This window comes from Providencia sp. PROV032 (genome assembly GCF_028484875.1).
Classification (GTDB): Bacteria; Pseudomonadota; Gammaproteobacteria; order Enterobacterales; family Enterobacteriaceae; genus Providencia; species Providencia rettgeri_E.
In genome coordinates, this window is the sequence record NZ_JAMPSX010000003.1 from 107501 (window position 1) to 127728 (window position 20228).

Consider the following 20228-nt stretch of genomic DNA (forward strand, 5'->3'; position numbering starts at 1 on the left):
GCAATCACAAGAACTCAGTCTATTATTTAATTTATGTTATTTCAGTGAATATATTATTGTAAGTAGCAACATTATTTTAAATAAACTTGATTGTGGGTGTAATTATTTTTCTTAATTCTAATCATATTTTTATTAACTATAAGGCCTAACAATCTTATGCCATGCCGTTCCATCATACAGATCTACACTATAATCACCCGCTACCACTAAAATGCCGTCACGCACATCCATATGGCCAGACAGAAGAACGCTTTCATCACCATCCATCGGGCGCACCATCTCGTGACCGTCCCAACATTGCAAACGGTAGTCATCACAAGCCCAGACTTTATCTTCAAACCAGCGCAATTGATTCAGTAAAATCGTCGAGCCACCGTGGTACAATTTTTCCCATTGGAATTGACGGCCACGCCATAGGCTGCCGCCTTCGCCACCGATATACACATAGCCATCTGGAGCACATAGCACAGCACTTAGTTGTTCATTGGACGGGAAACCACAAGGGATCCATATTTCGCCGTTATAATGCCAGACATCCCCTTCACCACCGACGGCATACATATCTTGCTCTGAAAAACCATCAAGATCCGTGAATCCCATATCGGTATCTGTTTCTCCACCTGGAATACCTTTTTGAAGTCGCACCCATTTTCCAATGTCGACACGTTTATAAATTTCACGTGCAGAGCCGACATAATAGGCATAACCTTCAATGCATTTGATATTTTTAGGGTTTGCGTAGTCACCTTCCATGATTTTTTCTAAAGGAAAGTCATCTCCGCTGCCAACACACTGGACATTTCCATCATCCCCCCTTTCAGCAATCATTCCTTGTTCTAGAGGTTTTAAACAAACACCTATTTTCGGATTATCGAAACCAGTAATACTTAAGCTTCCAGTCGGAGTTTGAGGGGTATCTAAATAGATGGCTAATAGCCTACTTGGAATTTCACTATTCCATAAGTTTCTAGCCTGTTCATACGGAATATCTTTGCGCAAACATAGGTATACTATATTTTTATCCCTTACCGCACAGCCTGTTATAATCCAGCCTTTTAAAAGTCCTTTCCAATCATTTTCTTTTATATATGTCATAAGTTACCTATCTACTTGATTATCTTTTATTTCATTACCTCGAGAGTCTTTTGCTGGCAATCGCGCATTCTTACACATCGGCAAGTAATAGCCCTTAAGTTGTTCTCTTATGCAATGACTAGAACAGTTGGCATACGGAAACGTTTTTTTGTGGGAACGTACTGCCGCCTCAATCGCCTGATCCATACTCAGGGTATTATTATCTAATTTATTATTTTTAGCTAAGCGGCTAAGTTCATCATCCATCGCCGTATGAATACGCCCATGGCTGCCACCATGCCAAGATGTCCCCTCAACACAAACTGTAGGGGCAATCGCTTCATCATAATTTGGACAGGCGTCTTTTATCATATTTGAATAAATTAAATGATGCCCCGTTTGCCCTTTGCAACACCCGTCGTTGTTGGCCGGCTCAGTTTTACTCCCTCTCGCTTCCTTGATGGAATATTTTGAATAGGGCACTAAATGGCATTTTCGTGCCCGTGCACACTTTTTCATTTGCCCCTCTTTCGCTGCTCTTTCAGGCTGTTATTGGGCTTAAGGATTAACTGACTCGAACCCCTGAGTGTGGCGTAATTTAGCTGCGAAGCTGACCACCGCCCGCAATTCACCTTAAAGGGCAGTGGCTAAAAGACGCAGTTTTTGAGACAGGCTTCACCTTTACCGTGAAGATTTTAAACGGCTGTTGGGTATTGATACCCGACAGCAAAGATATCCGAGCAATGAAACAGCAAAACCAACAACAGCAAGCGCAGCTAACCGCCATACGGCATACGATGCGCGAGCTGGTAGTAGAGTATACAAGAGGCTCTTAAAAACGAAGAATCTAGCTCGACAGTTATTAGTTCAGCCCATTAACATTATTTATTGCTTATCATTTATATACACATAGCAATAAGAATTATTTGATATCTAGCTGGCTGGTATTCACCACTAGCAATAATTCTTAATATTTTTTTTGAGTCTGAATTACATTCATGCATATCATAATATATGGGTAAAAAGTTATAATTGTAAGAATCACTAGTTGATGATAATGGAGATACTTTTATTTTTTTCATCTTCAACAAGATAGCATTTTTTACTTCTTCATCTAACAGTCTAAATGGTTTTAAATTTAAAATATCAATTATTATGTTTTCATGGCATAGAGGGCATTTGAAACTATGAGGCAAATCATAAAAATCATCTTCAAAACCGTCGTAAATAATTTTCTGTATATTTTTTATTTTATAAATCATGGCAGCCTCTTCAAATATCCTTGAGTAATCAAATCATCTATTCCATCTGTGAACTTGTATTGAGCTCCCATTCCGGGTTGACCAAACCAGGGTATTGCAGGTCCCATGTCAGCAGGAAGTGGTTTGACGACTTCATATACAGTATAAGGTCTATTTATGTCGCCAGCAGGTAATGCTCTAACTTCAAATGGAGCACCCGCTTGAGCTACATATGTCCCTTTATCATTAAATACACCGTTAACCATTCTTCCTCCATAGCGGTCAACTTGCATGCCAGGTTGTAGGGTTGTTCTAGTTATGCTGACAAAACCTCCATTAGGAGGCCATGCTCCTGGCGGCATCATTTTTTCTAATGCAACCCAATCTTGGTTTTTCCAAAGTTGATAGGCTTTAGCTGCCTCTGTTCGGCTACTAAATTGTCCTTTCGATCTGCTTTGGAAATCATTCCAAGTATTAATAGACGGACAACCCGCCAACCCAAACGGATCTACCCAACCTGTCGGACAGTGCACATACCCATACGGATTCACTCCACCCAGTAGCCCTATTGGGTCAGGGGAGATATATTGCCCGTTGTCCTTATCATAATAGCGGAAGCGGTTGTAATACAACCCCGTCTCTCGGTCTTCATATTGACCTACAAAACGGAAGTGGCACTCCGTATAATTGGGGTCATTGTCAGCAAGCCCATCGCGGGATTGCCAAAACTGCATCTGCCCCCATGTGTTCAGCCGCCCCGCCCAAGTGGCTTTCCCCGCTTCCGTGAAAATTTCTCGTGGTGTGCCTTGGTGGTCAGTCACCACATAGTGTAATTTGCCATTTTGATAACGCGCGGTCGGTGTGATACTGCCCGGCTCGTACAACCATTGCACTTGCGAGTCATAAGCGATTGTCCCATCCGCATAAATCGGCGTCTCTTCCACCATTTGGTCTCCCGACCATAAATAGTGCCATGCTGCCACTTTCGGCTTAAGTTGGGGAAACTGAGGATCGATATGAGCTGCTTGACTATCGACTACTTTAGTTTTGCTCAGCCGTCGACCAAACGCATCGTAAGTGTAACGCCAGCAGTCTCCTTTCGGGGTAAAACAGGCCGTCAGTTGGTTTTGAGTGTTCCACAGATAGCGCCATTCTTTTGGCCGATATCCATGCTCATAAACAACTTTTTTCTCTAACCGCCCGTTGACATCGTAGTGGTAAAGCTGATAGCCCCTTGCCGTATCTCGCCGTGTGACGCGCCCCGCTTGTTGTTGCTGAAATAACTGCAACATCGCCCCTTGCGCATCCGACGGCAATGTCATGTGCTCGGTGAGGTTTAAGTTCGCATCATAAAGGAACTTTTCATCACGATTGCCAATTTGGTTACTGTATTGGGTTTCGGTGATTTGGTCGTTCGCGTTATACCGATAGGTGGTCTGCTTCCAACGGTCATCTTCAATACGCACCACATTGTGTGCACGGTCGTATTGATAAGAACGATGCACATCAGTACAAAATGGCGGCTGATGCGGATTCTGTTGCAGTGATTGCAAGAAGTTTTCACTGCCACACCCCGCCCGTTGATGGGCGAGTAACCCGGTGGCGGTGTAATGGCTTGAATTGGCGAACCCCGCCTCACTGCGGCGAAGGTACTCTTGCCCGACCGCATTGTAGCTATATTGCAGCGGCGCGTGCTGGTTGATTTGTAGTGAGGTTAATTCACCGAGTTGCCCAAAGGCATAATGAAGTTCACGGTCACCGAAAGTGGTACGCGCTAACGTCGAATGGTCGCTGTCCCAATCATGTTTGATTTCTTGACCATTGATTCGCTCACACGTTAAACGCCCCTGCGCATCATATTCAAATTCAACCACTGAATCGGGGTTGGTGGCTTTCACCAATTGCAAACGTGCGTTGTACTCATAGGTCGTGGTCGATAAACATTTATTTTCAACGCCATTATCCAGCCATTCACTTTGTTCAACAACCAACCCAGATACATCATAACGCCAACGTAATTCGTGTTGGTCTGGATAACGTGTTGCTATTCGGCGACCTAACTGATCATAACGGTGCTCTTGCACTCGCCCTGTAAAGTCGGTTTCACGAATAATTTGCCCCGCGCGGTCACGCTCGTAGGTGTATTTATCCCCTGTAGCGTTAATCACCGCTTTTAAACGCGTCAAAGAGTCATATTCAAAACGGACTTCTGTACCGTCTGGACGTACCATCGCCAGCAGTAAATCAAAGGGGCCATAACGATAACGGGTGATTTTACCTTCACCGTCTGTGACAGCAACCACACGGCGTTCGCTGTCATATTCAATGTATTGATGCGCGTCATCCGGCAGCAAAATATCGCTGACGCTACCATTGACGCCTGCATGCTCTGAACTGTAACGATAGCGGGTAGTGTGTTTTAGAGCATCGGTATATTCTTGCAAGCGCCCCAGCTCATCAAACTGATAGTCAGTGCTGTTTTGGTACGGGTTGGTTGTTTTGATTAGTTGATGGCTATCATTGTATTCATACTGCCATTGCGCCCCGTTGGGGTGAATGGCTTTGAGCAGCTCACCGTGTTGGCTGTATTCGTAGGCTTGAATGTGACCTTGAGGGTCGGTGAGGGTCGTTAGGTTGCCTTGGGTGTCGTAATCAAGCAGCCATTTTTCTCCCGATGGCGACGTGTAGGAAATCAATTGCCCCATCTCATTATAGTCATAATAAACATGACGCCCATCAGGAAGGAACAGGTAAGCCAATTGGCCATCAAAATGATAGCCATACTCTGTCTTCTCACCTAATGAATTGATTTCTGATATTTTTTGACGCTGCTTCCACTGCGTATGGGTTTCACGCCAAAGAGGGTCAATCGCCCGAGTAACTAGATTATCTTCATTATAATAATAGCGTGAATAGCCGCCCTCACCATCAATGTAGGTGGTCATTCGTTGGGTATCATCATAGATAAAACGATCATGCCAATACCCTGAAGAGGAGTGAGTAGTAATGACACGGCCTTTATCATCATAAGTGAGTGTTAATTCAGTTTGATCGGTATCCCCCCACTGAACCATTAAGCCATCAGTGGTATAGCGGTGCCAAAGGCGATTTTGTTGATAGGCATCACACTCCGATAAATACCCCTGGGGATCATACGCACACACGGCAAAAACATGCTGCTCATCTTTCTGTTTGCCTCCAATGATGCGCTGCAATTGACCTTTTTGATATTCAAGCTCTAAAAGGAAGCCATCATTTCTTCTTATTTCGGCTAACTGGTGAGTGTCATTATAAATAAAATGAATGCTATTTTGGTTCCGATCCGTGATAGCACTTAAGCGGCGATAGTCACCGTCAATGTGAGCAAAAGATAAGGTATGTTGCTGTATGCTATCAAAAATCGTCAATGATTCATTTTTAGACCCCGCCAACAAATAATGCGGTGCGTGAGTATTTCGGGAGCGAACGGTATTTTCTTTAGCAATAAAATCAAATTGAGCTCCATCGCTGTCTTTAAAAATAATTTTGTTGTTGTCAATTCGTAAACAACGTGACCATTCATCAGTCCATTTTGGACCGAAAAGACCACTGGCAGCAGATGTTGACTGATATGTTCGATGCAAGATAATGGGTAATAACCCGGGAATACGAACAACTTGCCACTGCTGAATAAAATCCCCTGTTGCAACATTAACAGGTTCACCTTTACATGTTGCGCCAGCAGTACAAGTCCCCCCTACATCATCACTTTTCTTCGGTGCGGGGTTTTCAGCTTTCACATCGGTATTTTTAGGTGTCGCTGATGGTTTTTCAGCTGCAGCTTCAACCTTCGGTGAAATACGGGGCCCTGGCGCAGGTAATGCTCGTTCCGCATCTTTCGCAATATCAGTGATTGTTTGAACTGATTTTTCAGCAACTTGCGCCTCTTTTGCGGCAATAGCGGCTTCAGCAGCTCTAAGTTCCTTCAGAGTTGTAATACCTTTTGAGGTGTCCGCCACCGCATCAAGAGCCCTAGCCCCTTTAATGGCATTTACACCTTCCCCAGCTTTACCTACCGTACCTGCTTTGCTCGCAGGGAATAATATTGTCGCAATTTCTAATATTCCTCGGGACACGATCTCCGCTTTATCACTGGTGCCTTTATCCCATTTATTCTCCAAACGCTCCATCGCGTCACTCACTGCTTTTTTGGTATTTTCCCATGCCTCTTTAGCACTCTCAGACATACTTTCTTGGCAAACATTGCCTAAACGAGTATTTTCGAGAAGGATTAAAGCATCTAGTGTATTTTCAGCATTTTTAACCATTTGAATGGGGTTTATTGGGATAGCATCAGACATATGTACTAAACCGATACCCGTGTCTTTCACAAGCCCTAGCGTAGCCCGCCTTGCTCCATCTCTAACATCCCGATAAAAATTAAACGCATCCCCCGCCCATCCCCATCCTTCAACAGGCTCAGACCGAATACTGTCAATTTTCTCATCAAGATATTTATCTGCCTGATTAACCGCATTCTCTTTTGCAACTATTGCTTGACTGACAAAGCTTTGCTGTAGCGCTTCTTTTTCCGTGACCAAGTTTCGTAATAAATCAGAAATTACTGGAGGGTCATTACAGGGTATTTTATTACTTTCAACGGGATTACCAGGGGACGCTTCATTCGTGATTAATGTCCCTAACGTATTTTTATTGTTCATGGCGACAAGCGAACCATGCATCGCTGCTGGCTGCCCCTCAATACGTACGGAAGTACTGCCCGTCAGTATTATGCAGTCACCACTCCCTTGAGATGTGCCAGACATCACTCCTGAGCCCGCATTACTTTGAGAGCCTGCAATGATAGAGCCCACATTTAACGTGAGAGCCCCCCTAGCTCTAACGGATGTTGCAAATTTTTTGATATGATTGAGGCTTTGATAGCTATCAAACGGCACTACGGCATTGCCCACCTTGCAAACATCAGGCGCACTACTGACTGCTTTAAAACCGCCTTCTGCATCACCTATGTGTTTATCCGACATGACATGCTCCTTTTGTCTGCGAAGGGACAACAACTGAAATGACAGCTTGTTTTATGGGGTATTCAGCAGGAATGCGCACCCGACGAACGACCGAAATAAATCGGTTATCAAGGTCAATGGTTAACGTGTCGAGTAAAGGTGTAACAGGAAACAACTCCCCCTCAATATCCTGAAGCAATACAAGGTACTGGTAATCGGGCAAAGCTGTGACGACCGTTGAAGATTCGGGTAACAATCCTTCCAATAAAATGGGTTCATTACCCGCTAAAAAACCGGGGTAACGTAAATGGACAGGTGCAGAGTTAAAAAATTGCTCATCAAAATCATCAGGATAAAAAGGGAACCGCGTTTCTTCCCAATGTTTATCATAGGTTCCAGCATACTCAAGACGCCCCATCCACCAACGGGATACTGGGCCAGAACCCAATGTTAATTGCTCTTCATTAATGACGTGATGTTCTCTTGGTGTCGTTATAGTGTCCTCAATAATTTGCGGAGCTGGATATCGCTTAGATTTATCTAATGCGGAAATATCAGGATAGAAACCTATTCCAACCGGATTTGCTGCGTAAGCGTCAGTTTCTCCTTGGGTATTTATCCAACGACCTCCATATGCCATTTCATGACGCAAACTTACTCCGTCAGTCAATAAAGGAGCGGTTAACTGCCAATTATCTTTTTCATGTTGCCAATAGGATGGGCCCGTTAAAGTCCATGTACGAGAAAAATCCTTGACTCTGATTCCCGCTCGCCATTGTTCTGTAGGAATACCATCTTTAGGTTTTGCCACCCCACGAATGTGGATATTGGTACAAGGACGCCCAAGGACTAAATCAGTTTCATCAATAAGGCTGCTGCTTTCCGAAGTATGATAGTAATCATCCGCCATAACGAGTGGAAACTGTGTATTATTTAAATCGGAATAATGCCCCCCAGTTTTAAGTCGAAATGTTTGCCGAAATGCAAGTACATTAAATAACGCACCTTGTTTACCATACTTTTGGTAAAGCAAATGTGGAAATGGCGTATAATTCATCACCTCAAACATCGGTTATTCCTTAATTTATATCCACATCTTTACCCGTAATCTGCACTGGGCCTGATGCATTAAACTTAAATTCCGTTCCATTGATCGTGACATGGCCGCCACTGTCCATACGCAGAACACTTGCGCCACAACGCAGCTCAATCACGTCGCCCACATTGATTGAAAGGGTATTCCCCACCGTGATGCGCTTGTGTTGCCCCACCGTTTCCGTGTTATCTTGATCAATATTTTCAGTTCGATTGCCTTTGACCAACATGGCTTGATTGTTATCAATAACCTCTACATGGTCATGAAGCACATGCGTAGTCCGATTATTCAACACTTTAGTATTCATGTCCTTTTGGGCATGAATAAACACTTCCTGCTTGCCGTTTTCATCCTCAAAGCGCAGTTCGTTAAACCCTTCCCCTTTATGGGTTTTCGTCCGAAACGTGGTGCGGGTTTTATTTTCAGGAAAACTGATTGGAGTCGCATTGCGCCCATCGTAAGTACATCCTGTGATAATCGGCCTATCGATATCACCATTCAGGTAACTGATTTGAACGACCGTCCCAATGCGTGGTACCGCAGAAAAACCATAGCCGCCACCGCTCCAACCCATGGCAACACGCACCCAGCACGAGGCACTGTGGTCAGGCTCTCCACGTCTGTCCCAGTGAAAATGGACTTTCACCGCACCATGTTCATTGACATAGATTTCTTCACCCGGAGGGCCCACGACAGTTGCAACTTCATCCCCATCCGCGGTTGGTTTATAACGATAAGGTGGCCGCCACTCTTGCGTACCAGGGATAAAAGAAACACTGTTCGACAACTGAGTACCTTCTCCGCCACCATTGTCTGCCAGAGGTTGAACGCCATGATGGCTCACGCTGATCACTTGCCAGCTGTCATTCATTGGTAGGTGGGGGTGATTCGATAGCGTAAAAATTTTACCCGGCATTAGGGCAAAGCAGTTTGTTGTGGCATTACCCACTTTGCTCCCATTACGTAGCTGTTCAAAACGAATTTGGGTCAGTGGTTTGCCTTCTTCATCCAATTGGAAGCGGCCGTAACTTTCAAAAACGCTGTGCTGCCCACCTTTTTCCAATTTATTTTCATGTTGAAGTGGGTAAGAAGGACGAATGAAATTATTGTCTTTATGAATGGTTTCATCCACACACAGGTATTCACCGTACTGCCATGTCATAGCGGTGCTATCACTGATATCCGTATCGGCTTGCGGGTTATACGTCAGGTTAATCCCTGCCGTCATCCCCATATGTTCATCACTGTAAAATAATTGGTCCTCTTCAAACCAAAAGTTAATCCCTTCCTCAAAGGCAAGGCGACACCAAAAATCAAACGCAGACTCGCGCTTTTGGGTGGTGTAAATCCGTTGGGGATGTAAATCCTCACGGTAAAATTTGCAGTCCGACTTCACATGCGCTTCATCCAGCAAGGTTTTTAATATCGTCGGGACATTTTGATTTTGAAAAATTCGGCTATCTTGATTAAGGGTCATTACCCACATTTCAGGGCGAATATCAAAGTGATACCACGTCTTTACGCCATCCGTGTTTCCTTGAACGGCCCCCGCTAAAATGCCATTCACTTTACGGATTTGAACACCATCACGCTTGACAGTTAAAGATGAGGCGACTCCAAGGTGTTGCTGAAAATCAATAAACGGTAAGGCACTGACAGCACTAATCGAAAGGGAAAATAACGATGATAGCCCTTCTGTTAAATTAAATTCGGTGACTTGAAAGGTCTCATCCGGTAACCCAGCAATCGAGCAAGTAAACACCAAGCCACTTTCCAGGCTTCCCATACCTAGTGCATCCAATAATGCCCCGTGAGCCGCTTGTAATGCCTGACTTTCTGAATAAGTTTGCCCGCCCCCGAGTTTTAACCCACCACCAAACCCACCGCCGTGAATGAGCGGATTATTGGCTACACTGTTTAATGGGGATGTCGCCTGCGTTGCCATGGATGCTGCTGTTGATACCAAAGCCCCACCTTGCTGTGCCAAGGCCGCCGCTTTTTGTACTTTACTGGACACCCGCTCATTGACTTGAGATTGCACTGTATTTTTAATTTGATTTAAGGCTTCATCTTTTATCATGGAAGCAGGATCAATGGCGGTTTTTTTGGGGTCTTTGCTAAACATCACGAGTCTCCATGACAAAATGGATAAGGAGCGAGGAACGAAATAAAAGCGGTGACGAGCCCAAAAGAGCCCGTCAAAAAGGTATTACGCTTCGAGCGGCGCGCGCCAGTCATCGGCACCCGATGTGCCTGCAACGGTGTGCTCCCAGTCCACTTTACGGTAAGACAGAGACACTTCGATAAGCTGAGTGAAATCCGCTTTCGCTGGGTCTTGGCAGTGAGGCATTTGGCAGTCAATATTGACGATGGTTGCATCGGTCAGTGTGGTGGTGAAGAAATGCTCTTGTTTACCTTCTACTGATGTGCGGTACCATTTCAGTTCCACTTTCGGCAACATTTCACCTGACGCTAACGCGTTATACAGCAGCGGAACGGCTTTGTTTAACGCCACAGTAAAACGGAACGGTTTATGTGCGCGTTGGCCTGAAGGTTGACCAGATTGCGGGTCTGTCGGCACTGTCACAACGTGAGAGAATTCTTGGACTAACATTTGGTCTTCGTGACCTTGTACATAGATGTTGCCCACAGAATCGGCAGTAAATGCGCCCGCGGTGATGTTGCCTTGAGTTTTTCCTTCAATGGAAATATAACATGGAGTTGGCATAGCGATATCCTTTATCTATAATGACAAATTGAGTTAAGTAAATATAATTAACCATTAATTTCCGTCATCTCAGCCTGTGCGCACGGTAAGATTTGCGTTAAGGATAATAAAAGCTTACGGATAGACTGTAAACCTAGCGGCCTTTTTGTATCTCCCTAGGATAAGTGACTTAGCGTAAACTGGTTGAAATATCGCTATATAATTCCAGTAAAACACTAAAAAATGAATCACAACCGAATAATCATCGAACAAAAAATAGACCAAACTGCAATAAGCTCAGTAAGTTCTAATGTACATAGAAATAAACTATGTAACCAAATGTTTCATTCCAAAAAAAATATCATAACTATATGATTTAATACAAATAAAAAAAAAACTCAAATTATCTTCACTACCAATAAAATGACCAGCTTAAACTGGCAGTATAATTATCTGTTAATCTAAAATTAATAGTGATTAGTTTCAATTAAGATATAGCAGATAGTTTTCATCGGTGAGCAGCCAATTTGCAGATGAGGAAAAAGGAATTTTAATCTTATTTATCCTATTCAATATCCTGTGAATTTTATAGCATTCTACTCGCAATCTGTTCTGATTATGAGAAAGATGGCGTTTGATTGTGGCCGGCCCGTCACTTGTTATTCCTCATATTCCTCATATTCCTCAGAGCAAATATTTATAATCTTAAATCCCTGTATTTCATCAAATTCTAAGTATCGTAATATATAAAAAATGCATTAGCCTATGATATAATTCAATTAAAATATGATAAAAAACGACTAAAAAAGACAAAATGAGTGACTTATATGAAAGCTATGAGTAATAAAAATAAATATATCAGTTTTAGAAATAACGGAGTTTTTTTGATTACTGCAATCGTCAATTCAACTGTCTGTTTCTTTTTATTTGGTGTCATTGGTGGAACATTTGGCCTTTTAACAACACTATTTTCTAATATCGTTTATGATACAAAACCTGATAGTAGTAATATTTTTTATGTGTTTTTTTTATTATGCTTGGTCATCGTTGGTGGGGGCATTGGTTTTATACTAAAGCTAACAGTTTATTTTTATATATACTTATTTATCTTATCATATTGCTATTATCTATTTTATAAAAAAGATGATTACTTAGATCGTACATTTCCATTTTTGATTATCTTTTCTTCCATGGGGACAACACTTGGCTCTATTAGCCTTGACCTGCCAATGGCCTATATCTCAGGGATTGCTATTAGTCTAACTATTTTTAGCTTACTAAAACATAAAAACTTTGAAAGTCATGCATTTAAAAATGGATTATTTTCAAAAGAAATATATCATAGTGACGAAAAAATATATATACGCGCTTTTTTGTTCAGTTTTTCCTATTTTTAAGCCTTTCAATACCTGACTACCTAAATTTATATAAACCTTATTGGGCGCCCCTAACATTTATTATGTTACTCCACCCAAAAGAAATGCATATAATAAAGGTTACTTTGCTTAGATTTTTAGGAAGCCTATTGGCGGCTATTTTTGTTATTTCCATGTTTAGCCTAACAAAATCAAAGGAAACTTATATTTACCTAGCAGCTTTAGCTTTTATTGTCTTTTTCATTCCAACACTTTTTCGTTTAAATTATCTACTAAAAACATTTTCTATTACTGTTTTTGTTCTACTTCTTCTTGAAGAAACTCAATTTTTACATGATCCAAGTTACTTACTACCGATATCAAGGGTATACGAGACATTTATCGGTGGTGCTATTGCAATCCTTGCTAGTTTAGTTTTAAACATTTTTAGGGTTATAAAGAAAAAGGAAATTATAGGTTAATAGCAAGGAAAAACAAGGGGCGTCATCTTAATAAACCATGCCCCCTCTTTTTAGACCACAACAAACGCAAGTTATAATAAAAAAGCGAATGTAGTTTTATCAGATTGTCACAAATGCATTATTTATTTTCACGTTTATTACAATACCAATGGCTAAACCAACGTGTAATGTAAATATAAATCAAAATAACTAATGTAACAATAAAAACATCCATATCTAGAGTTTTAGTATCAAATCCAATTATACTTATGAAGATCACGGGTGATAATATTAAAAGTATTATATCAAATAATAATTGTAATCTATAAGGCTTTGAAGTGATCCCATGCCATATTGATTTACCTATTTTCATATCAAAAACCTCTTACTCACTTATAAATTTAAAAATATCAGAATGAGAGCTAACTGTATTGTCTATTACCTACTGAATATCCGATATAAATAGCAACGAATCCAATAACGATACTTAAAACCAAATAACTCATTCCAACCAATAATAACTGCGGAGACTTCATTATTTCTACTACACCGTAAACGAAGCTGGAAAATGTCGATAATCCTCCCATGATCCCCGTAGCCAAAAAGGCATTCATCCCTTGGCTTATTTTATTTCTCATAAGTAAGCCTGCAACAACGCCCAATAATAAGGATGCAACAATATTTGCTACAAATATATCAAGGGGGAAATGATTGTTCATGGTAGGAACAGACACCATCAGTAGTTCTCTGGAAATTGCGCCAATTGCACCACCAATGAAAACTAAGATCATAATATTCATTTTTAGCCCCTGTTAGTTTGCTAACCAAGCACCAATAAATGCCGCAGCTAACCCAAATAAAACCGAAAGTAATAAGTAAAATAGTGCGAGTAATTTTTGTTTAGTTTGAGTCAATTTTAAAGCATCAAGTTGCATACTACTGAATGTCGTATAGCCACCGAGTAGCCCAGTTAAAATAGCTGATTGAAGAAATGTCCCATAACGGTCATCCCAGTCGATCGCAAAATAACGGCTTAAAAAACCAATAACAAATGCGCCAGAAATATTAATAATGAATGTGGATAATGGAAACATCCCATGATAACGTTCTCCCACTAGGCGACCAATCCACCAACGAAGTAGTGAACCAATACCGCCACCTGAGCCAACTAGTAAAATTTCAATAGCTACCATTGCAGCCCTCTTCTATTTAATATCATAAATATAAAAATATCATTTTTAAATAAGTTTAAATTACACACATTAATTGAATATGATTAACCACTAGTCGTTAAATGATAATATTAAATGCCCCGTAATTTTATTTAGCCTTATAAAACGGTTCATTCTGATATGGCTATATTCCAAATCGAGGTACATACCTTTTTCAATAGAAATTTATTATGGCTAAAAACAACCATCGATAATGGTCTTTCTTCAGAAAGTTGAATTAAAAACTGCCATATATCTTTCTGCAAATGCGCATCTAATTGTGCAGTAATTTCATCTGCAATTAAAACTTTTGTTCTTGGGTCTAATGCTCTTAATAAGGCAATTCGAGCAAGTTCCCCCCCTGAAAGTTCACTGGGCCTTCTAACCAACCACTCTGATTTAATAAACAACCGTTCAAGGTAGTATGGATCAGGCTCCCAAGCATCCTTCACGCTGTCACCAACTGTTCGATAAGGGTTAAAACATTTTTCAGGGTGCTGAGGAACTAACTGAATAGGGCAATACCCTTTTTGAGATAATTTTTTTCCATTAAATAGCACATCGCCTTGTGTAGGCATTTGCCATTGGGCTAATACGCGACCTAATGTTGTTTTACCAAAACCACTCGGTGCTGAAATCCCTAGTCGCTCATTGTTATTCAATGAAAATGACACAGAATCCCATAATGTACGGTTATCTTGCTTTATACATAGGTTTTTGACTTCAAGCATACTGAAACTCTCTATAAGCTAATAGATGGATAACCAAACAACAGCAATAAAAATACAAATAGTGGAAATAATACCGCCTGATTTTGTGAACTCTAAAAACGATATTTTAATACCATGAGCTGAGGATTGCTCAACAGCAATAATCCCAGCAATACTGCCAAATATAAATATATTACCTGCAAAACAAGCACCTAAAATTAAAGCGGCACCTAACAAATCAACATTTCCATGGGGGTAAACAAACTGGATTAATAAAATCACCGTGGGTGTTGTCCCTACAAAAATACTCATCACGATGGTGACCAAAAATAACGTAATAGGACTATTTAGATCGATACCTTTACCCAATAAGTAGTGCAATACTTCCTGAGGGATACCTGTATTGGAAAATGCAGTATTAATAATAAATAGGCCCATCATTAGAAGAATTAAGTCACCATTAACATGCTTTAACATGTCACTGGATGCTATTTTTCTGTTTAACAATAAAAAACAGGCTGCCGATAATGCAACAAGCTCACGCGGAAAATCACTAAATAAAAACGCCAAAATAACAGTAAATAAAACCGTAGCAGCTTTTATCGTTTCCCACCAATTGAATTCAATAATCGAAGGCTCAACATGGGGCATTAATGATTTTTTATCTTCAGATAAATACCAATGATTACGATAAAGCAAGGTAATCACACACCATACAATGGGAACTGAAAATAAGACTGGAATGGCTGTAATATTGAGTATTCCAATAAAAGATAAATCCAATCCTTGTGCCACAACCATATTTTTAGGGCTACCAATTAAAGATCCTGCGGCACCGTTATTGGCCGCAAAGCAAAAACCAAGTAAAAATGGAATAGGGTTAAGCCCACGGGATAATGTGATGGAAACCAATAAAGGTGTCATCGCCACCACCACAATATCGTTTGTAAGTACCGAGGCAAGAAGTGCCCCAACAATAATAAAAACGGCCATTAATTTAGGTGGGCTAATGTTTAAGCTTGCCACTTTTTGTGCTGCTTGGTGATAAAAACCTGATACTGTAAATGATGCAGATACTACCATTAAGCCAAATAATAGCCCAATTGCACTATAATCAATTGCATCCCAAGATAATTTTGGTGAGATAATCCCAAACCCTATCATGGCTAATGCACCCGCTACAGATGCACCAGTACGGTCAATTTTAATCCCTGGAAAAGTCCCAAAAGCCATTGCGACATACACTAAAATAAAAATAATAACGGTTAGATCCATAATAAACTCTCTATCTCTTATCTATATTTTTATTTCTTCGTATAAATGATAAAACTGTAGATACTCGAGTAGCAATTTTACCATTGGCCCTCCCAGCATATTACGAATCTAATATGTTGTTTGAAAAAATAATATTCTCCATCACTTGGTTATTAATGTTTTCGCCAAAGATCATTTTAATCAAGACTTCACTTCCTAAAGATGAAAGCGAAATAAGTAAATCTGCATGTAATAGTTGCATATTTTCGTAATTTTTATCATCATTTACAGCAATGACGCTTTTAATATTTCCGCCGACAATTTCTTTCGCAGCTAACATAGAGATGGTGTTTTCCGAATCAGAACCACCAAGAATAAATAAGGCTTTTGCCTGACCTAAGTTAGCACTATTTAATGCATGTTTATTAATTTGTTCCGTGGTAATAACTTGCGCATTATCTGGATAGCTCTTTTTTTGATCTTCATGGCAAAGTACCATAACGTCTAAGTCACGCTTTCTTAATCCGTGGTAGGTGTTTAAAGCTAAGGGGCTTGCGCCAACAATAATATAGTGGTTTTTCATACGGAATAATCTCTTCTTAACAATTTCTTGTGTGCTTTTTGCAAATACCCCTAGAAAATACACAATAGAGGTTGTAAAAATTGTAATACCTAAAATAACAATCGAAATTGTAAACAGTCTTGCCTCAACACTAATCGGAACAATGTCACCAAAGCCTACCGTCGTCATACATACCAAAGCAAAATAGAATGCAGATGAGATGTCAGTAACATGGGGTTGAAATTGCTCGCCTAAATATAAAGTACCAAATACAGAATAACCTAATAGTACGCTTAAGCTCATGAAAGCAACAAAGCCTGCACCAGATAAGCTATGACGATTAAATGCTTTCCAATTTGCAGCGGCAATAATCAATACTATTAGTGAAAAAGTTCCAGTCAGAACATTTTCTCTTGCTAATACCAAGTTAATTAACATGATAATAAACAGCATAAAACAGCTGAATAACCAACCGATGCGTAGACCTAAGTAAATAGGAATAGCTAGAATAATGAGCACAATGCCAATAGCAAATCTTGGAATATCTAATAATTTAACAAGTCCTAATGATTGTAGCCAATCAACAAAACCTAAATGTTGGGGGTATAAATGAAGATCATAAGTTGAGATTATGGGGAGAATAATCAATATCCCATCAGCAAGTATTAATAATGCGAGCACTAAGCGTAGCATTCTCATATTTTGAATATATTTATATATTGCATTTTTTTTCATAATTGAATACCAAAAGTTTTAGTGCAAATATTACTGTCGATGCTTAGGCATAATATCTTGGTTCGGTACTAGAAATAACCATGATGCGAGAACAAATGGCATCGTTAAGGTCGGAATACCAAATGGTTCAAGAATTATGTCGAGTGCCCCTTGAACAAATACGGTAAATATCACACCAACGATGGCATAGACGACCACGCGATAGCTCGGCTTATTAAAGGTAGAACCTAAAGCAATTGCAGTTAATACAGCACTAAACGAATATAACCCAGTATGAATACTCGCAAAGTCACCTTTTAAAAGAGTTGCAACAATAAAGGCAAGAAGAGAACCAAATACAGCAAATATCGCTGCCCATATAGAACTAACCGCTAGGCCAATGACAAAGATGATGCCAACAATCATGCTACTAAGTAAAAAAACTTCAGAAATACCACGGAAAACATCAGCAACCAGATCGCTATGTGGAATTAACCCAATAGGTTCAATAAGTTGTTTAGGTAGTGCAGGAGTCGGTAATGCAACGCCTTCAATACCTAAGAAGTTGTAACTCGCAAGCAAAATAATCCATGATACTAAAACAAAAGGCGCTGTTAGTGCTGCAACTTTCCAATTCTTAAGAAAATCCATTAAAGAGATAGTCGCTATAACCGAAACGATGCTCCCCAATACGATAGTTACCCAAACAAATGGAGCATTCTCTAAGAAAGTCGGTAATACAACCCCCACTAAACAACCATTGTAACCATAAAGCCCCGAGCGCAACGATTCAGTATCTAATTTACTAATATAAGCTGTCAGTGTAGCGACAACCGTACCTAACAAACAGCCTAAAGCGACTTGTGGCATTCCTTCTAAAAACGCACCGATGAAAATCGCAATAAAAAATAGAAGTCCGGTTAGTGCGTTATTTTGAAACATAACTTGAGCACATCCACGCAAGACGACATCAATAAATTGAATCGTCATATTTTCGCTGGCTAACTTATTCCAAGCGTTCTGATTTATTATTTTTTCCATCGTATAATTCCTTAATAGGAATATCAGTAGAGGATTTATAAAAATCACTCTACTGATAATATATTAATAAATTACCTTGATAACCTAGCAGGTTATTTCAGTCATTTTATGACAATCATTACCACGATGTATTAAATGCAATAAAATACATTTAATACATCGAATCATATTTAACGCCATAAAAAAGGCTCTTGTAGCGAAATACCTAATATTTCTTCTCTCGCTATTTGCCAAAAATACCTAACAGCATCCTTTACTTTTGGACTATCAACACCCAATGCTTTAAATATTAATCCACAATCATTCGGTAATTGAGTTGCACCAAAAGCAATTTCATTTTTCGGGTCATATATCGCATCTAGACGTTCTAGAATACGTTCATGGTGAATTTTCGGTGTCAATAAAATCACATTGCCAAAAGTATCGAAGCTATCCATAACAGCAGTAATATTTAGCGGTGATTTTTTTGGCTCTAAAATGTATTTCTCAACAAACAGTTCTTTATTGGACGATGACTCTGCTCGAATATGTGATGAGAAAACATCAAAGCCAAACTGTTCATCAGGATGATGATACTTTCGTCCTGACATCAATATTTCTGAGTAAATCATCGTTGCACTTGGGTGAATATTAATCCGTGTGTCAGTAATAAACCGAGAATTACGGTGAGGAATGATAGGATCGGGTAAATATTCTAAATACCCATCCTCCTCAACAATAATATTTTGGTACTGAGTAGCATAGTTCGCTTCCATCATATGAACTTTGGTCGCAGATTGCGTTGTTACATGAGCACAAGCACCCTTTTCAACTATAATATCAAGAGCTTGTCTATCACCTTGTAATAAGCTACCAGAGGTAGAGATCATAGTGACGCAGGGTAGCTGGGGCATCAATTCATCCCAATACAGCGCTTTTTGCACTAAAGAGGGAACACGACGCTCCATTTCCACCAGCTCACTACGATATTCACCCTGAGCAAACCTTAATTTTAAGTAACCACTTTTACCAACAGCACCACTTTGCATTTGCTTCGGTTCATCTTGATATGCGGCGAGTTCAGGGGCATTGCTACCTAAAATATGAGCTTTAACACGCGCTGGAGTATTTGCTATATCAGCCCTGAAATTCGTCATCTTTACCCCCTTGGAACTTGGTGCGTAAAGAGGAATTTATCCATGATCATATCAACTAGCTCAACAACCCCTTCTCCTGTTTTACAGTTAGTTAGTACGTAAGGACGGTCCCCACGAACGACTTTAGTATCATGCTCCATCACTTCAAGGCTAGCACCAACATACGGCGCTAAGTCAATCTTATTAATAACTAAAATATCAGCTTGTACTAAGCCTGGGCCATTTTTACGTGGAATTTTTTCACCTTCAGCCACATCAATAACATAGATGTAAAAGTCCGCGAGTGCAGGGCTAAAGGTCAATGTTAAATTATCTCCACCGCTTTCAATCATGATCACGTCGCTATCAGGGAAACGTTCTTCCATGTCTTCAACTGCAGCAATGTTCATACTTGGGTCTTCACGTACCGCAGTGTGAGGACATGCCCCAGTTTCAACACCTAAAATTTTCTCTTCATCAAGAATACCTTTCAAGGTGCGTTTTACTTGTTTCGCATCTTCGGTCGTCACAATATCGTTTGTGATGATTAGTGGTTTAATGCCTCTTTCAATAAGGATCGGGGTGATCACCTCAATAATTGCCGTTTTTCCTGAACCAACAGGCCCACCAATTCCAATCCGAGTCATTTTTTTCATCGTTTTTCCCCAAAATTTTTAGTTGTTC

The 20228-nt window shown here is 40.3% G+C and carries 18 protein-coding genes; 3 read left to right on the forward strand and 15 right to left on the reverse strand.

Annotation, left to right across the window (positions count from 1 at the left end):
- Window positions 1-132: 132 nt before the first annotated feature.
- A complete protein-coding gene (locus tag PSF42_RS01905) occupies window positions 133-1095 on the reverse strand; it encodes a hypothetical protein (RefSeq protein ID WP_272679353.1) in 963 nt (320 codons plus the stop codon).
- Window positions 1096-1098: 3 nt separating this feature from the next.
- Window positions 1099-1593 carry an HNH/endonuclease VII fold toxin-2 domain-containing protein gene (locus PSF42_RS01910; RefSeq protein WP_272679354.1) on the reverse strand — a complete coding sequence of 165 codons (495 nt, stop codon included), beginning with the start codon at window positions 1591-1593 and terminating at the stop codon, window positions 1099-1101.
- 107 nt (window positions 1594-1700) lie between these two features.
- On the opposite strand from PSF42_RS01910, the gene PSF42_RS01915 reads away from it, so the two are divergent.
- Complete coding sequence (locus PSF42_RS01915; protein ID WP_336313764.1) at window positions 1701-1910, forward strand: hypothetical protein; 210 nt, start codon at window positions 1701-1703, stop codon at window positions 1908-1910.
- A 63-nt stretch (window positions 1911-1973) separates the two neighbouring features.
- Here the strand turns inward: PSF42_RS01915 and PSF42_RS01920 are convergent, their stop codons facing one another.
- The 5 genes from PSF42_RS01920 to PSF42_RS01940 form a co-directional block, all read right to left on the reverse strand.
- Complete coding sequence (locus PSF42_RS01920; protein ID WP_272679356.1) at window positions 1974-2336, reverse strand: hypothetical protein; 363 nt, start codon at window positions 2334-2336, stop codon at window positions 1974-1976.
- Complete coding sequence (locus tag PSF42_RS01925; RefSeq protein ID WP_272679357.1) at window positions 2333-7339, reverse strand: glycohydrolase toxin TNT-related protein; 5007 nt, start codon at window positions 7337-7339, stop codon at window positions 2333-2335. The genes PSF42_RS01920 and PSF42_RS01925 overlap by 4 nt, the downstream gene beginning before the upstream one ends.
- Window positions 7329-8387: a DUF2169 family type VI secretion system accessory protein gene (locus PSF42_RS01930; protein ID WP_125892727.1), complete on the reverse strand. Its 1059-nt coding sequence runs from the start codon at window positions 8385-8387 to the stop codon at window positions 7329-7331. Before PSF42_RS01930 ends, PSF42_RS01925 begins: the two co-directional genes overlap by 11 nt.
- Window positions 8388-8397: 10 nt before the next feature.
- A complete protein-coding gene (locus tag PSF42_RS01935) occupies window positions 8398-10539 on the reverse strand; it encodes a type VI secretion system Vgr family protein (protein ID WP_272679358.1) in 2142 nt (713 codons plus the stop codon).
- Window positions 10540-10623: 84 nt separating this feature from the next.
- Window positions 10624-11142, reverse strand: a complete 519-nt coding sequence (locus PSF42_RS01940) for an Hcp family type VI secretion system effector (protein WP_004250011.1) — start codon at window positions 11140-11142, stop codon at window positions 10624-10626.
- Window positions 11143-11948: 806 nt separating this feature from the next.
- On the opposite strand from PSF42_RS01940, the gene PSF42_RS01945 reads away from it, so the two are divergent.
- Together PSF42_RS01945 and PSF42_RS01950 are read left to right on the forward strand one after the other, a co-directional pair.
- Window positions 11949-12518 (forward strand): hypothetical protein, encoded by a 570-nt coding sequence (locus PSF42_RS01945; protein WP_272679359.1) that lies wholly within the window; start codon window positions 11949-11951, stop codon window positions 12516-12518.
- A gap of 8 nt (window positions 12519-12526) precedes the next feature.
- On the forward strand, window positions 12527-12958 hold the full coding sequence (locus PSF42_RS01950; protein ID WP_272679424.1) for an FUSC family protein: 432 nt from the start codon (window positions 12527-12529) through the stop codon (window positions 12956-12958).
- Window positions 12959-13359: 401 nt separating this feature from the next.
- On the opposite strand, the gene PSF42_RS01955 is transcribed toward PSF42_RS01950, so the two are convergent.
- From PSF42_RS01955 to ureG, 8 genes are all read right to left on the reverse strand, one after another.
- Window positions 13360-13737 (reverse strand): CrcB family protein, encoded by a 378-nt coding sequence (locus tag PSF42_RS01955; protein WP_248468036.1) that lies wholly within the window; start codon window positions 13735-13737, stop codon window positions 13360-13362.
- Window positions 13738-13749: 12 nt separating this feature from the next.
- Window positions 13750-14130 carry a fluoride efflux transporter CrcB gene (crcB, locus tag PSF42_RS01960; protein ID WP_125892717.1) on the reverse strand — a complete coding sequence of 127 codons (381 nt, stop codon included), beginning with the start codon at window positions 14128-14130 and terminating at the stop codon, window positions 13750-13752.
- A 149-nt stretch (window positions 14131-14279) separates the two neighbouring features.
- Window positions 14280-14879 (reverse strand): ATP-binding cassette domain-containing protein, encoded by a 600-nt coding sequence (locus PSF42_RS01965; protein WP_125892715.1) that lies wholly within the window; start codon window positions 14877-14879, stop codon window positions 14280-14282.
- 18 nt (window positions 14880-14897) lie between these two features.
- Window positions 14898-16133, reverse strand: coding sequence for an SLC13 family permease (locus PSF42_RS01970; RefSeq protein WP_125892713.1), 1236 nt, complete (start codon window positions 16131-16133; stop codon window positions 14898-14900).
- A 100-nt stretch (window positions 16134-16233) separates the two neighbouring features.
- Window positions 16234-17409 (reverse strand): ion channel, encoded by a 1176-nt coding sequence (locus tag PSF42_RS01975; protein WP_125892711.1) that lies wholly within the window; start codon window positions 17407-17409, stop codon window positions 16234-16236.
- 30 nt (window positions 17410-17439) lie between these two features.
- Window positions 17440-18429 carry an urea transporter gene (gene yut / locus PSF42_RS01980; protein ID WP_272679360.1) on the reverse strand — a complete coding sequence of 330 codons (990 nt, stop codon included), beginning with the start codon at window positions 18427-18429 and terminating at the stop codon, window positions 17440-17442.
- A gap of 170 nt (window positions 18430-18599) precedes the next feature.
- Window positions 18600-19565, reverse strand: a complete 966-nt coding sequence (locus PSF42_RS01985) for an urease accessory protein UreD (protein WP_248468032.1) — start codon at window positions 19563-19565, stop codon at window positions 18600-18602.
- Between the two features lie 2 nt (window positions 19566-19567).
- Window positions 19568-20200: an urease accessory protein UreG gene (gene ureG / locus PSF42_RS01990; RefSeq protein WP_125892750.1), complete on the reverse strand. Its 633-nt coding sequence runs from the start codon at window positions 20198-20200 to the stop codon at window positions 19568-19570.
- Window positions 20201-20228: the final 28 nt, after the last annotated feature.

What these genes read in the sequence shown, in the direction of transcription:
- PSF42_RS01905 (WP_272679353.1), bottom strand. Translation starts at nt 1,095, where the DNA reads ATGACATATATAAAAGAAAATGATTGGAAAGGACTTTTAAAAGGCTGG.
- PSF42_RS01910 (WP_272679354.1), bottom strand. Translation starts at nt 1,593, where the DNA reads ATGAAAAAGTGTGCACGGGCACGAAAATGCCATTTAGTGCCCTATTCA.
- PSF42_RS01920 (WP_272679356.1), bottom strand. Translation starts at nt 2,336, where the DNA reads ATGATTTATAAAATAAAAAATATACAGAAAATTATTTACGACGGTTTT.
- PSF42_RS01925 (WP_272679357.1), bottom strand. Translation starts at nt 7,339, where the DNA reads ATGTCGGATAAACACATAGGTGATGCAGAAGGCGGTTTTAAAGCAGTC.
- PSF42_RS01930 (WP_125892727.1), bottom strand. Translation starts at nt 8,387, where the DNA reads ATGTTTGAGGTGATGAATTATACGCCATTTCCACATTTGCTTTACCAA.
- PSF42_RS01935 (WP_272679358.1), bottom strand. Translation starts at nt 10,539, where the DNA reads ATGTTTAGCAAAGACCCCAAAAAAACCGCCATTGATCCTGCTTCCATG.
- PSF42_RS01940 (WP_004250011.1), bottom strand. Translation starts at nt 11,142, where the DNA reads ATGCCAACTCCATGTTATATTTCCATTGAAGGAAAAACTCAAGGCAAC.
- PSF42_RS01945 (WP_272679359.1), top strand. Translation starts at nt 11,949, where the DNA reads ATGAAAGCTATGAGTAATAAAAATAAATATATCAGTTTTAGAAATAAC.
- PSF42_RS01955 (WP_248468036.1), bottom strand. Translation starts at nt 13,737, where the DNA reads ATGAATATTATGATCTTAGTTTTCATTGGTGGTGCAATTGGCGCAATT.
- crcB (WP_125892717.1), bottom strand. Translation starts at nt 14,130, where the DNA reads ATGGTAGCTATTGAAATTTTACTAGTTGGCTCAGGTGGCGGTATTGGT.
- PSF42_RS01965 (WP_125892715.1), bottom strand. Translation starts at nt 14,879, where the DNA reads ATGCTTGAAGTCAAAAACCTATGTATAAAGCAAGATAACCGTACATTA.
- PSF42_RS01970 (WP_125892713.1), bottom strand. Translation starts at nt 16,133, where the DNA reads ATGGATCTAACCGTTATTATTTTTATTTTAGTGTATGTCGCAATGGCT.
- PSF42_RS01975 (WP_125892711.1), bottom strand. Translation starts at nt 17,409, where the DNA reads ATGAAAAAAAATGCAATATATAAATATATTCAAAATATGAGAATGCTA.
- yut (WP_272679360.1), bottom strand. Translation starts at nt 18,429, where the DNA reads ATGGAAAAAATAATAAATCAGAACGCTTGGAATAAGTTAGCCAGCGAA.
- PSF42_RS01985 (WP_248468032.1), bottom strand. Translation starts at nt 19,565, where the DNA reads ATGACGAATTTCAGGGCTGATATAGCAAATACTCCAGCGCGTGTTAAA.
- ureG (WP_125892750.1), bottom strand. Translation starts at nt 20,200, where the DNA reads ATGAAAAAAATGACTCGGATTGGAATTGGTGGGCCTGTTGGTTCAGGA.